Annotated in this window: 12 protein-coding genes; 4 read left to right on the forward strand and 8 right to left on the reverse strand. The window is 45.0% G+C overall.

Annotated features, from left to right (window positions below):
* Positions 1–152: 152 nt before the first annotated feature.
* The 5 genes from recQ to ACFQ1X_RS10840 all read right to left on the reverse strand — a co-directional run bounded on the left by recQ (position 153) and on the right by ACFQ1X_RS10840 (position 5,493).
* Positions 153–1,925 carry a DNA helicase RecQ gene (gene recQ / locus ACFQ1X_RS10820; protein ID WP_144838105.1) on the reverse strand — a complete coding sequence of 591 codons (1,773 nt, stop codon included), beginning with the start codon at positions 1,923–1,925 and terminating at the stop codon, positions 153–155.
* A gap of 566 nt (positions 1,926–2,491) precedes the next feature.
* On the reverse strand, positions 2,492–3,277 hold the full coding sequence (locus tag ACFQ1X_RS10825; RefSeq protein WP_144838107.1) for an SDR family oxidoreductase: 786 nt from the start codon (positions 3,275–3,277) through the stop codon (positions 2,492–2,494).
* A 119-nt stretch (positions 3,278–3,396) separates the two neighbouring features.
* Positions 3,397–3,909, reverse strand: coding sequence for a hypothetical protein (locus ACFQ1X_RS10830; protein WP_144838109.1), 513 nt, complete (start codon positions 3,907–3,909; stop codon positions 3,397–3,399).
* Between the two features lie 250 nt (positions 3,910–4,159).
* Positions 4,160–4,516 (reverse strand): helix-turn-helix domain-containing protein, encoded by a 357-nt coding sequence (locus tag ACFQ1X_RS10835; RefSeq protein ID WP_144838111.1) that lies wholly within the window; start codon positions 4,514–4,516, stop codon positions 4,160–4,162.
* Between the two features lie 329 nt (positions 4,517–4,845).
* Positions 4,846–5,493 carry a pentapeptide repeat-containing protein gene (locus ACFQ1X_RS10840; protein ID WP_144838114.1) on the reverse strand — a complete coding sequence of 216 codons (648 nt, stop codon included), beginning with the start codon at positions 5,491–5,493 and terminating at the stop codon, positions 4,846–4,848.
* A 123-nt stretch (positions 5,494–5,616) separates the two neighbouring features.
* Between ACFQ1X_RS10840 and ACFQ1X_RS10845 the strand changes: the two genes are divergently transcribed.
* Genes ACFQ1X_RS10845 through ACFQ1X_RS10855 form a run of 3 tightly spaced genes read left to right on the forward strand, consistent with a single transcriptional unit; the run spans position 5,617 to position 7,734 of the window.
* Positions 5,617–6,312 (forward strand): DUF1538 domain-containing protein, encoded by a 696-nt coding sequence (locus ACFQ1X_RS10845; protein WP_144838115.1) that lies wholly within the window; start codon positions 5,617–5,619, stop codon positions 6,310–6,312.
* The gene (locus ACFQ1X_RS10850; protein WP_144838117.1) at positions 6,312–7,055 is read left to right on the forward strand and encodes a DUF1538 domain-containing protein; all 744 of its coding nucleotides are present in this window, start codon (positions 6,312–6,314) and stop codon (positions 7,053–7,055) included. Before ACFQ1X_RS10845 ends, ACFQ1X_RS10850 begins: the two co-directional genes overlap by 1 nt.
* The gene (locus tag ACFQ1X_RS10855; protein WP_144838119.1) at positions 7,039–7,734 is read left to right on the forward strand and encodes a P-II family nitrogen regulator; all 696 of its coding nucleotides are present in this window, start codon (positions 7,039–7,041) and stop codon (positions 7,732–7,734) included. The genes ACFQ1X_RS10850 and ACFQ1X_RS10855 overlap by 17 nt, the downstream gene beginning before the upstream one ends.
* Positions 7,735–7,780: 46 nt before the next feature.
* On the opposite strand, the gene ACFQ1X_RS10860 is transcribed toward ACFQ1X_RS10855, so the two are convergent.
* On the reverse strand, positions 7,781–7,927 hold the full coding sequence (locus ACFQ1X_RS10860) for a hypothetical protein (RefSeq protein WP_379082539.1): 147 nt from the start codon (positions 7,925–7,927) through the stop codon (positions 7,781–7,783).
* Positions 7,928–8,076: 149 nt separating this feature from the next.
* Positions 8,077–9,699, reverse strand: a complete 1,623-nt coding sequence (locus ACFQ1X_RS10865) for a catalase (protein WP_379082541.1) — start codon at positions 9,697–9,699, stop codon at positions 8,077–8,079.
* Positions 9,700–9,865: 166 nt separating this feature from the next.
* Between ACFQ1X_RS10865 and ACFQ1X_RS10870 the strand changes: the two genes are divergently transcribed.
* Positions 9,866–11,053, forward strand: a complete 1,188-nt coding sequence (locus ACFQ1X_RS10870; RefSeq protein WP_144838120.1) for a CDP-glycerol glycerophosphotransferase family protein — start codon at positions 9,866–9,868, stop codon at positions 11,051–11,053.
* A 165-nt stretch (positions 11,054–11,218) separates the two neighbouring features.
* Here the strand turns inward: ACFQ1X_RS10870 and ACFQ1X_RS10875 are convergent, their stop codons facing one another.
* Entirely contained in the window at positions 11,219–11,971 is a 753-nt protein-coding gene (locus ACFQ1X_RS10875; protein WP_144838122.1) for an exodeoxyribonuclease III, read from the reverse strand.
* Positions 11,972–12,077: the final 106 nt, after the last annotated feature.

Genomic DNA, 12,077 nt, shown 5'->3' on the forward strand with positions numbered 1-12,077 from the left:
TGTTATGTCCAAAAGAAAAAATAACAAAAATGCCTTTCCGACAAAAAATCGGAAAGGCATTTTCTTTTCTAAGAAACTAGGTGTTCATTATTGGACGCTTACTTTTAATGTCCCTGAATAATAAAAAAACCCCTGTCCGCAGACAGGAGATTTCAGTTATTGACGGGTTCATATACACGGATCGCATCGAGGAAAGCTTCTCCGTATTTCTCGAGTTTATTGGCTCCTACACCATTGACCTCCAGGAATTCTTCAGCGGACTTAGGTTTTCTTGCGCACATATCCTGCAATGATTTATCGGAAAATATAACAAATGGCGGAACACCGCCCTGATCGGCCAGTTCCTTCCGTATTCTACGCAATTCCTCGAAAAGCGGATCGTTTTCGGAAATCTGCCTGGTGGCGACTGCGCCTTTGCGGAGAACCTGACGCTTGCCAAGCAATACATCTCTTCCGCCATCAGGAACATAGATGGTCGGGAACGAACCTTGTTCAACTGCCAGCAATTCCTGCGAAATCATAAATTCAATAAAATTGGACACTTCTTTTGCGCTGTGATGCTTCAGAATGCCATAAGTGGACAATTTATCAAAACCGAAATCCAGAATTTTTTTATTTCGCGAGCCGGTCAGCACCTGTGCCGTCATCATCTTGCCGAATTTCTGGCCCATCCGGATAACACAGGACAAGACCATTTGAACGTCTTTTGTGACATCGAGGCTTTCACGGTCATCGATGCAGTTTCCGCAATGGCCGCAATGCCCGGCTGCAGTGTCACCAAAGTAATGAATGATGAATTGCTGCAGACAGTTTTCAGTGTGGCAATAATCGACCATCCCCTGCAATTTAACGAGTTCACCCGGAATGCGGCTTGGATCCTGTGCCTGGTCGATGAGAAAGCGCTGGGTCTGAACATCCTGCGACGCGTAAAGAACGATGCATTCACTCGGCAAACCGTCACGACCCGCACGGCCCGCTTCCTGATAATAACTTTCCATATTCTTCGGCAACTGATAATGGATGACGTACCTGATATTGCTTTTATCGATCCCCATACCAAAGGCATTAGTCGCCACCATGACCGTCACTTCGTCGTTGAGGAATTGTTCCTGGCCCGCTCTGCGCTGAGCATCCGGCATTCCGGCATGATATTTCGCAGCTTTAATGCCTTTTTTCAACAGCATCTCATAAACAGAATCAACCGTTTTGCGCGTAGCGGCATAAATGATTCCCGCTTCCTTATCATTTTTCTGAACGTATTCTTTCAGGAACCGTTCCCGGTCCTGGCCGCGGATTACAGAAAATGTGAGATTTGCCCGTTCAAAACCGGTCATGATGGTATGACGTTCTTCTATATTAAGGATGCGGCAAATGTCTTCCCGCACTTGCGGAGTCGCTGTTGCCGTGAGAGCCAGCACTGTCGGATTGTTCGGAAACAGATCCATCATACGGCTGATGAGGCGGTAGCTGGGACGGAAATCATGGCCCCATTGGGAAATACAATGCGCTTCGTCCACGGCAATGAGCGGAACATGGACACCCTGCAATTCATTGAGGAACATTTCCGAATCAAGCCGCTCCGGAGCAATATACAATAATTTTACAGCTCCACGCTGCACATCGTACAGAGTTTCCCGCACTTCATCGAAATCCATCGAGCTATTTATATAAGCAGCCGGAATTCCAGCTGCAAGAAGTGCATCCACTTGGTCTTTCATCAATGAAATCAAAGGTGATACAACAATCGTCGTTCCTTCCATGACCATGGCCGGAATCTGATAGCACATCGATTTCCCGCCGCCTGTCGGCATGACACAAATCGAATTGGAGCCTTCAAAAACTTGTGAAATCGCTTGTTCCTGGCCGGTGCGGAATGTTTCATAACCAAAATAGGTCTGCAGTAATTCTCTTGCTTTTTCCAACAATAGTAAACACTCCTAATACTCGTTTCGTACTGGCTAGCTTACCATATTTCCGGTGTTTTTTCTTTCCTCCAACATTAAAAATCGCCGGAAGCAAAAGCCTCCGGCGACATTAATTGCTATATAAGTTAAACTAAATAATTAACACAAATATAACGCTTTTGCGCTATGGCCAGGGCAAAGCTTATGCTCCTGCGCAAGCTCGTCGCAAAGGTGCTCCATCTTCGTATGGCGACCTTGGTTCCCGCAATAAGCTGAGAAAATAGCTTAGATATGGAGCAAAACAGCGAAGACGCCCAGGGAACCAAGCGAAGTGCTGAGATCCACTCGAGCGAAGTGTAACGAGCTCGAGTTAGCTCAGCGCGAGCCAAGAGTTGGCCGAAGGGAGTTCGGCCGAATCTTTGCGACGAAGCTAGCGCAGCGATGCAGGAGCAGCCTTAAAATCGTGCTCCTGCAGTGCTGCGCACTTCGTCGCAAAGACAGTATCCGTGCAGGACACGCCTACTGTCTTCGAAGCTGTTTTGCGGAATATCGGTTATTTTAAATTATCTTGTTCAACATTTAGATATTCAAATTTCAAGATCCCAATGCATTTGTTCTTCCTCTTTCATCTGTTTTTCGGTTTCAGGCGGATAAGCCGTACGGAATTTGTGGTGGTCCTGCGGTATTATTTCCACCATTTTATCGATCATATCTTTGGGGTCATATTGATCCTCCAAAGCCTGATCAGCTTCTTCCATATCTTCTTTTTTCGTGAAATGAATTTTCTCATCATACCATTTCCATTTTGCTTCAGCGCTGCGGTCGTTGAATCCTGTTGCAAATGCACCGGGATTGATGGTCGCAACTTGAACGCCGAAGCCTTCCAATTCTTTTCTCATCGTTTTGGCAATTGCTTCTATTGTATGCTTGGTGGCAGTATATGGACCCACATACGGAGTGGACATGATGCCTGCCATTGAAGACAGGAAGATGATCTTGCCCTTTCCATTTTCGACAAATTTCCGGGCTGCTATCTGCGCGGTTTCCAGTGTGCTGAAGACATTCACTTCAAAGAGTTCGCGGAAGTTCATCATCGGCACTTCGCCGAGTGGACCGCCTTCATTGACTGCAGCATTCGCTACGAAAATATCAAAATCATAGTCGTACATCTGAGCAAGATCCTGCGGATTCTTTATATCCATTTTGAATATTTCCAGTTTTACGTTTTCGGCTTCTGCCGCTTCCATCAAAGATGTAACTTGAGGCGCAGTTTCCACTGGCGCGATTACACGATGGCCTTTCTTTGCAAGACCCAGAGCCGTCCCTTTGGCAAGCCCGCTTCCGGCGCCTGTAATGAATATTGTTTTCGTCATTAATAATCCCTCCTGAATTTTCTGTTCCTACTGGATATCTTCCCGCCAGTACTCGGACTAAACAAAAAAATCCGGCAGAATGCTAATTGAGCATCTTGCCGGATTTTTTTGAATTCGGGTCAATTCCCCCAATTTTTATTGTCAAATTCATCTGCATACTTTGCGTATTTCGCCAATGCGTCTCTTAATGTTTTTTCATTTTTGGCCAACATTCGTTCTCTTGTTTTCTTTCGTTTAAAACGCATTCCATATGCCAATTGCGCTTCTTCAAACGCCTCGTATAAATTTCTGAACTCCCAAGCCACATCACCGTCAGGGTCTTTGAGCAGCGATGCCAGCAAAGATGTTTTCCTGTAGAGTTCTTCTATTGTGCATCGCTCCTGATCCCGGTGCAGAAGGCCTGCTATGATGCTCGCTGGACCCTCTTCGTCAACACCCTGTGAAAGATCGGTCAATAACTGGATCATGGTGCGCCTGTCGCTCGCAAGAGAAAGGACATAGAAGACATGGGGGATGTTTTCGGTAGGGGTATTTTCGATAAATTCATCTATCTCATTTATCAATTCTTTGGGCTTGATGTAATCGATGAGTATTCCAAGCCGGTATGTTTCGTATAAGGAGTATCGTTCCATGGATTAATCGCCTGCTTTTCAAGAAATTAGCTGATCTCTCTAAACGCATGCAGCAGAAGACCATTCAACCACATCGTTTATATCCTTATATTGACTTTATCACAAAAACGGGCAATACCGACAGCGTGAAGCCTGTTGCGCGAGCGTTCATGCGGGTTGATTGCCGTACTGATAAAAAGGAACCGGGAGTTTCCACAAAAAAGCTCACCCCAGACAATGGAATGAGCAATTGTGGCAAAAATCCACATATTTATGAAGTAGCCATACCGAAATTCCCCATGCGCCGCTTTACTTTAATATAAGAGGCGGCTTCTGCTATTTCGTCCCGGTTCAGAGGTTTATCATCCAGCAGTAAATTGTAGTCCGTGGCGTTTTTCGGATTTTGAAGATCCAGGTTGATAGTACGTTCTTCTCTGTTCAATAAATTATCGATCGAGACTTCAAAGTAATCTGCCAAACGGGCAAGATGACTGACAGAAACCTGTTTCTTACCACTTTCGTAAGCCCACACTGTACTTTTTGCAAAACCGATTTCTTCTGCAAGCTCTTCAGTAGAAACTCCTTTTTCCTCTCGTAATTGCTTTATCTTTTTGCTTAAATCATTCATTTGAACTTATGCTCCTTTTTTAATTAAAATTCTAACTATTTAAAATATACTGCAGATTGTATAATTTTACAATATCTTTGAATAATATTTTTTTATATTTTTGAATATTGTGTGAACTTTTTTAATGAATTTTTTTAAAATAAAACTTAATAACCACGCCTATAGAATCAAATCTAAAGGAAAAACCTGGTTATTCATGTTCACTATATAATTATATCAATAAAAAATAATAAGAAGTTAATACCATTACCTTTATTTTAATAAATGTTTAATATATACATATATAGAAAATAAAAAGCAAGAGCTTTCCGCTCTTGCTTTAACTTTTATTAAAATTCACCTTCATTTATGATCATACCCAGCTGCCTTGCGAATGCCATAGCCTGGTTTGGAGAAACTGTGCAGCCCGCCAGCTTTTCGACGGTGACCTGGATCCGCTCAAAACGGTTTGTACTGAAATCAATGCCATTCAGATCGGTTTCGGCAAAACTTGTTTCTTCTAAATCACAGCCTGTAAATCTTGTTTCCTTCAACTCCGCTTCATAAAAATCCGCCTGCCGCAAGGAACAACTTTCAAATTGGGTGAATGTCCAGAGTGAAAATCCGAATGTGGCATAGTTTAATACACTGTCAATAAATAACGTGTGCCGGACTCCTGCTTCTGCAAAATTGGTTCCCATTAACTTGGAGTTTCGAAATTCTGCACGGTGAAACACACACCGGGAAAAGTCAGCGTTTGACAGATCACAATTTATGAAAACAACATCCACAAATTCACTGCGCGGCCAGGCTATGCCGACGAAATTAACGTTTTCGAAAACCACCGTGTCGATGTGCAAAGCGCCAGATGGTTCAAATTCAATAGATTCATGCTGGATTTTGCAATTTGTGATGTAATGGTCGTCAAGCGCCTCTTCAAACAGACTGTGTTTCAATTCTGCCGGTATTTTGGGTTCTGCTCTTTTTAATTTGCTCATAGCGATCCTCCTGCTTTATGTAAATCAATATACTTTCTGGTCCTTCTCTCATACTGTTTTTCAGTAAGTTTACAGCAAAATTCCGTAGGGAATAACAGGAAAAAGCAGAAAAGGAGAGACAGGATGGATAATGTAAAAAGCACCTTTAAAGAAGTAGTTGCTGCCATTATGCCTGTTACCATTGTAGTCATCTTGCTGCAGATTGCAATTATACGCCTGCCGCTGGAAGCTGTGCTTCAATTCCTTATTGGTGTCTTTTTTGTCAGCATTGGATTTTTTCTATTCCTCCTGGGAGTCAATGCAGGTCTTTTGCCGATCGGCGAGTTAATCGGCAAACGCCTTCCGAAAACGAAAAATGCCTGGCTGATCATCGGCACAGGATTTTTACTTGGGATTGTTGTAACGGTTGCAGAGCCTGACCTTCGTGTCTTGGCAACTCAGATCGATAATGTTTCCGAAGGGGAAATCAGTGCGACCATCCTGATTCTTTCCGTTTCACTCGGATTGGCTATTTTTGTGGGCCTCGCAATGGTCCGAACACTTTTTAACATCCCGCTCCACTGGGTATTGATCGGGGGATATGCAGCCATTTTCGGATTATCCTTCTTTGTGCCCGAAGCATTTGTTCCAATTTCCTTTGATGCGGGCGGAGTGACAACTGGTCCAATGGCAGTTCCTTTTATCCTCGCGCTCGGTGTAGGTGTCGCTTCTTCCCTCAGATCCCGTGATTCTGAAGACGGAACAGAAGGTTTCGGCCTGATTGGCCTTGCCTCTATCGGACCAGTTCTGGCAGTCATGATCCTGGGGGTGATTTTCTAATGGAAATCCATGTTTTCCAGGGATTCGGCGAAGTGCTGCAGGAAGTTGCACTGGCGCTCGTGCCTCTGCTCATCTTCTTTGCCATCTTTCAAATCTTCATGCTCCATTTGCCGGTCCAAAGGCTCGTACAGGTGGGCATCGGCTTTATATCGACCTTTCTAGGACTGTCATTCTTCCTGCAAGGCGTGCATGTCGGATTTATGCCGGTCGGCGAATTGATGGGCCAATCGCTCGGTGAAGGAAACACAAGATGGTTTCTCATCTTCATCGGTTTCATTCTCGGATTTGCCGCTACATTTGCTGAGCCTGCCGTCAGCATTATGAACAAAGAGGTCGATGAAGTGACAGGCGGTTATATTTCCGAAAGAGTGATGCTCTATACTTTATCGATTGGCGTAGGTATTTCCATCGCCTTGTCGATGCTGCGGATTCTAGCAGGAATTTCACTATGGTATTTTTTAATTCCCGGATATGCGATCGTTCTCATACTGATCTTCATGTCGAGGGATATTTTTATCGCAATCGCTTTCGATTCCGGCGGAGTTGCAACCGGTCCGATGACTGTCACTTTTATCTCCTCCCTTGCAGTAGGTGTCGCATCTGTGACAGATGGACGGGATGCTTTGGCAGACGGGTTCGGCATGATTGCGCTGGTGGCACTGACGCCGATAATAGCGGTCCTTTTTCTGGGACTTATCTTCAGTAGGAAAGGCGGGAAAAAAACCGATGAATCTCAACCATAAATTAATGATTGCGATCGTTAAAAGAGGCTATTCAAGGCCTGTAATAACTGAAGCGAAAAAAGCCGGTGCCGATGGAGCCACAATCGTTTACGCGGAAGGAGTCGGAAGAAACGAAAAACCCACTTTCCTCGGCCTTCCCCTGACACATGAGAAAGACGTGATTTTCATCGCTTTTGACGGAGACAATGAAGCTCCGATCACCGAAGCCGTAAACCGCGAAGGAAAGCTGGGCAAACCGGGATACGGTCTTGGCTTTACTGTTCACCTCAGCCAATTGCTGGGTGTTCCACACTTGTCCCATCGTGCAGACGATCGAAGAAAAAAGAAAGGGGAGAAAATCATGGACAATGCATTGAATGAATTTCAATTGATTGTGACCATCGTCAATACAGGCGATTCCCAAAAGGTCATCAAGGCGGCCTCAGATGCTGGCGCAGAAGGCGGCACAATTATAAATGGACGCGGCACCGGCGTCAACGAACAGCAATCCTTCATGAATTTCACCATCGATCCCGAGAAAGATGTAATTTTGACTTTAGTGCCTGCCACCTATACCGCTAAAGTGGTCAGCCATATCGAACGGGCAGTCGACCTGAATGCCCCGGGACGTGGAATCGCCTTTCTCATAGATGTCGAAAATGTCTTCGGGGTCAATCATTCATCGTTGGATTTTAAGTAAGCAATTATGTAAGCAAAAGCGCCGCGAATATTTCGCGGCGCTTTCCTTATTTCCGGAACAATGTGATCAACACGATCCAAATGGGATTGTGTTTCCCTTTATCTTTTTTGTGTTTTTTTCGGCGGCCCGCTTCCACTTCCAGGCGAATGTCTTCCATTCTTTGTTTCACTGCCATTTCATCTGTCCGAAACATTAATTTTCCTCCTCAGGCTAATGATTCACAGCATTCTGATTCTTTGCCTCTCTCATTAAGATAACGGATGAAGCCACAAAAGTGTTTGAAGTAAATAAAAAAATCCGGCAAACCGTCGAAACGGCTTGCCGGATTTTCAATTCATCTTATTAATAACGCTCTGCTTCGTGCCCTTTTTTGGAAGCTCCCTGCGCCAATTTATTGGAAGCCGGTTGGCCCATCAATTTTGGTTCGGAATCTTTCATATTATTCATCACTTCCAGTTTTTCCTCGAGATTTTCCCGTACACGGCGACCGTAATCTTCATCCGCTTTTGTGAAATGCTCAATCATTTCGTCCTGAATGCGCGGATCGCAGACAGACAATGCATCGCCAAGGTTATTGATCAGTTCATCGCGTTCCCAATCCTCAAAGCTGCGGTATGTCTCACCCGCCTGCCCGAAGTTATTGGTGCGATCAATCGGCGCTTTGACAAGTTTTGCATTGTACGCCGGCTCATGATCCGGTGTGCCGGTTTTATCCGCTTCCGTAAACCCGCCGAGCACCGAAGGCTCATAGTTGATGGACGGATTTGATGGATTTTCATGCGGATTCTTAACATCCATCATGCCGCGTTGCTGATTGGTGGCAACACGTTTTTTCGGTGCGTTGACCGGAAGTTTCAGGTAATTGGCACCTAAACGGTAACGCTGGGTATCCGAATATGAGAATGTGCGGCCCTGCAGCATTTTATCATCTGAGAAATCAAGACCGTCAACAAGGACACCTGTTCCGAATGCAGCCTGTTCGATTTCAGCATGGTGGTCGACCGGGTTGCGGTTCAGCACCATTTTACCGACTGGCAGGAACGGGAATTGATCCTGCGGCCATAACTTCGTATCATCCAACGGATCAAAATCGAGTTCCGCATGTTCATCATCGCTCATGATCTGAACGAATAATTCCCATTCCGGATAATCTCCATTCTCGATGGCTTCATAAAGGTCCTGAGTTGCATGACCAACATTTTTCGCCTGGATTTCACCAGCTTCTTTCTGCGTCAGATTGCGGATACCCTGTTTCGGCTCCCAGTGATATTTGACGAGAACGGCTTCCCCTTTGTCATTGACCCATTTATAGGTGTTGACGCCGGATCCTTGCATATGCCGGTAAGTTGCCGGTATACCCCACGGTGAAAACAGCAACGTTATCATGTGAGTCGCTTCCGGCGAACGTGCCACGAAGTCGAACATTCGCTGAGGATCAGGAATATTCGATGCAGGATCTGTTTTGAATGCATGAATCATATCCGGGAATTTCATCGCATCACGGATAAAGAATATTTTAAGATTGTTCCCGACCAAATCCCAGTTGCCGTCTTCTGTATACATCTTCACCGCAAAACCGCGTGGGTCGCGTTCGGTTTCCGGTGAATGACGAGATCCCGCCACTGTAGAAAAGCGGACCATTAATGGCGTCTGCTTCCCTTCGCCTGAAAATACTTTGGCGCGCGTATATTTTTCCACGGGCTCATCGCCGACTTTTCCATAAGTTTCAAAATAACCGAAAGCCCCCGTACCGCGTGCATGGACGATGCGTTCCGGAATTTCTTCACGGTCGAAATGAGAAATTTTTTCTATGAAATGATAATTTTCCAATGTAGCCGGTCCCCGATTGCCGACAGATCGTGTATTCTGATTGTCTTTAACCGGATGGCCTTGCCGGGTTGTCAGAGTTTCTTCGTTCTCTCCAGTTCCCATTTTCCGGTGAGTGTCTTCATTGTTTCCTTTCATAATTTGAAACCTCCTCCGCATTCTTGTATCAACTTATAATCTTCCCATTATTGAAATTATTAAACCTGTCTTCCATTGAAAAATCAATATTTGTCTGCAGATGGACAAAGTCGCCCCAATATGAAAAAATTAGAATCAGAACAACCTTAGGAAAGCAGGGCTAATTATGAGTATCGATTTAAAAGAAAGAGGGAGATTCGATCCCCTGAAAGTTTTTTTGAAAGTCTCCGCAGCCTATTTACTCTCTTTATTCCCCTCCCCAAAAGCTGATAAGAAAATTGTCTTGGTCGGTGGCAATCTTGGTGAAAAATACGAGGACAATGCAGCCGTCTTCCATAAATACCTGATCGAAAACCATCACGATAAAGTAACAGCTTACTGGCTGTATGACCCGAAAAAGTCATACGCACAGGATAAGAAACTATCCAATGCGGTTCCTCTCGGCAGTTTCCGCAACTATCGCCTGTTCTTCAAAGCCGATTATTCATTCCACGGACATTCCCTGATGTATGATATAGCACCATCCGTCGATAAATTCCTTTTTTTGAACCGGAAAACCATCATCACCCATGTCAGCCATGGAATTGAAGGCTTTAAAAAAATCCTCATCCAGAAAGAGGACGTACCTTTACTGAAACGGACGGATTTCTTTAATTGCGCCTCCGAATACGAAAAAGATTTAAAGCTGAATGAATGGAAGATTCCCGAGAAGAAATTAATTGTTACCGGTTTCCCCCGTTTCGATCGTTTTGAAACGAATAAACCCGCGCCGGAAGTGAAAAGAATCTTAATGATGATGACATGGCGCGAATGGCTTTTCGACTTAACCGAAGAAGAATTTGTCGAAAGCGATTATTTCAAAAACACATTGGGTCTTGTAAGTCACGAAGGCATACGGAAGTTGATATCGGAAAACGATATGCACATGCGCGTCGCGCTTCACCCGTTTATGCGGAAGTTCGAAAAACATTTCACCGGCCTCGATCATCCCGAAAGCGGCATCGAATTTCAGGATTTCAACCACGCCTCCATCGAAAAGGCCATTGTCGAAAACGATATGCTTCTGACCGATATCACCAGCGTCTCATGGGATTTCCTTTATCTGAATAAACCGATCATCTTCAATATGTTCGATAAAGAGGAATACATGGCGCGCCGAGGCACTTACCTCAGTCTCGATACAGACCTTTACGGCTACAAAGCTGATTCTTTGGAGGAAGTCTATCAATACATGAAGAAAATTGTTGAAGAAAACATCACCACGAACGATTGGTATCCAAAAGCACCGCTGTTCATCGATTATTACGACCAGAACAATTGCCAGCGACTGGCGCAGCGGGTTATGGGGATATAAGAAAAGCGGCGGCGCCCGTTAAGCTCTGAAAGGCATAAGACGATTTGGCGAAGCGGCGTGTTTTCAGCAGCACAGCCAAAGTGGCTTATGACCCGAAGAGCTGGGCCGCTGGAGTCTGGACACAGAAAAGCGACAGCGGCCGGAGAAAATCTCCGGCCGCTCTTTTCATTGGATTACCAGTTCGATCGGGCAATGGTCCGAGCCTTCGATTTCGCTGTGGATTTTCGCATTCTTCATAATCGGTGCCATGCGGTCCGATACGAGGAAATAATCGATGCGCCATCCGATATTGCGCGGTCTGCAATCAGTGCGGTAAGACCACCATGTATAAGCCCCACTCAAGTCCGGATGAAAATAACGGAACGAATCCGTGAATCCGCGTTTCAGGAACTCTGTCATTTTCCCCCGCTCTTCCGGCGTGAAGCCTGAATTCTTTCGGTTCGCTTTCGGATTTTTGAGGTCGATTTCCTGATGCGCCACATTCAAATCACCGCACAGGACGACCGGCTTCAGGCTATCCAGTTCGCTCACATAATCGAGCACAGCTTCCTCCCACTCCAGCCGGTAATCAAGCCGCAGCAAGCCATGCTGGGAGTTTGGCGTATAGACATTCACCAGATAGAAATCATCGAATTCCAGCGTGAGGGCCCGCCCTTCATTCGCATGATTCACGTGGTTTATTCCGTAATGTACGGTCAGCGGCTCCTGCCGGGTGAATACGGCTGTCCCCGAATACCCTTTCTTTTCCGCATAATTCCAGTAAAGATGATAACCGGGCAGATCCATTACGATTTGCCCTTCCTGCAATTTTATTTCCTGCAGACAGAAGACATCCGCGTCTGCTGTCTTAAAAAAATCCATAAATCCTTTTTTTACTACAGCCCGTAAGCCGTTGACGTTCCATGAAATCATTTTCAATGCCATTCTCCTCATTTCACAATCTTTACTCAGTTTACTGGAATTAAAGATTCGGCTCAAATGTTTGTGTTTTATTGCCATCAAACATTTAATTATGTAAAATTTC

The organism is Metaplanococcus flavidus, assembly GCF_042675885.1.
Lineage (GTDB): Bacteria > Bacillota > Bacilli > Bacillales_A > Planococcaceae > Planococcus > Planococcus flavidus.

Bases quoted from the DNA above. Each gene is read 5' to 3' on its own strand.
- ACFQ1X_RS10825 (WP_144838107.1), bottom strand. From the start codon at position 3,277: ATGACGAAAACAATATTCATTACAGGCGCCGGAAGCGGGCTTGCCAAA.
- ACFQ1X_RS10830 (WP_144838109.1), bottom strand. From the start codon at position 3,909: ATGGAACGATACTCCTTATACGAAACATACCGGCTTGGAATACTCATC.
- ACFQ1X_RS10835 (WP_144838111.1), bottom strand. From the start codon at position 4,516: ATGAATGATTTAAGCAAAAAGATAAAGCAATTACGAGAGGAAAAAGGA.
- ACFQ1X_RS10840 (WP_144838114.1), bottom strand. From the start codon at position 5,493: ATGAGCAAATTAAAAAGAGCAGAACCCAAAATACCGGCAGAATTGAAA.
- ACFQ1X_RS10845 (WP_144838115.1), top strand. From the start codon at position 5,617: ATGGATAATGTAAAAAGCACCTTTAAAGAAGTAGTTGCTGCCATTATG.
- ACFQ1X_RS10850 (WP_144838117.1), top strand. From the start codon at position 6,312: ATGGAAATCCATGTTTTCCAGGGATTCGGCGAAGTGCTGCAGGAAGTT.
- ACFQ1X_RS10855 (WP_144838119.1), top strand. From the start codon at position 7,039: ATGAATCTCAACCATAAATTAATGATTGCGATCGTTAAAAGAGGCTAT.
- ACFQ1X_RS10860 (WP_379082539.1), bottom strand. From the start codon at position 7,927: ATGTTTCGGACAGATGAAATGGCAGTGAAACAAAGAATGGAAGACATT.
- ACFQ1X_RS10865 (WP_379082541.1), bottom strand. From the start codon at position 9,699: ATGAAAGGAAACAATGAAGACACTCACCGGAAAATGGGAACTGGAGAG.
- ACFQ1X_RS10870 (WP_144838120.1), top strand. From the start codon at position 9,866: ATGAGTATCGATTTAAAAGAAAGAGGGAGATTCGATCCCCTGAAAGTT.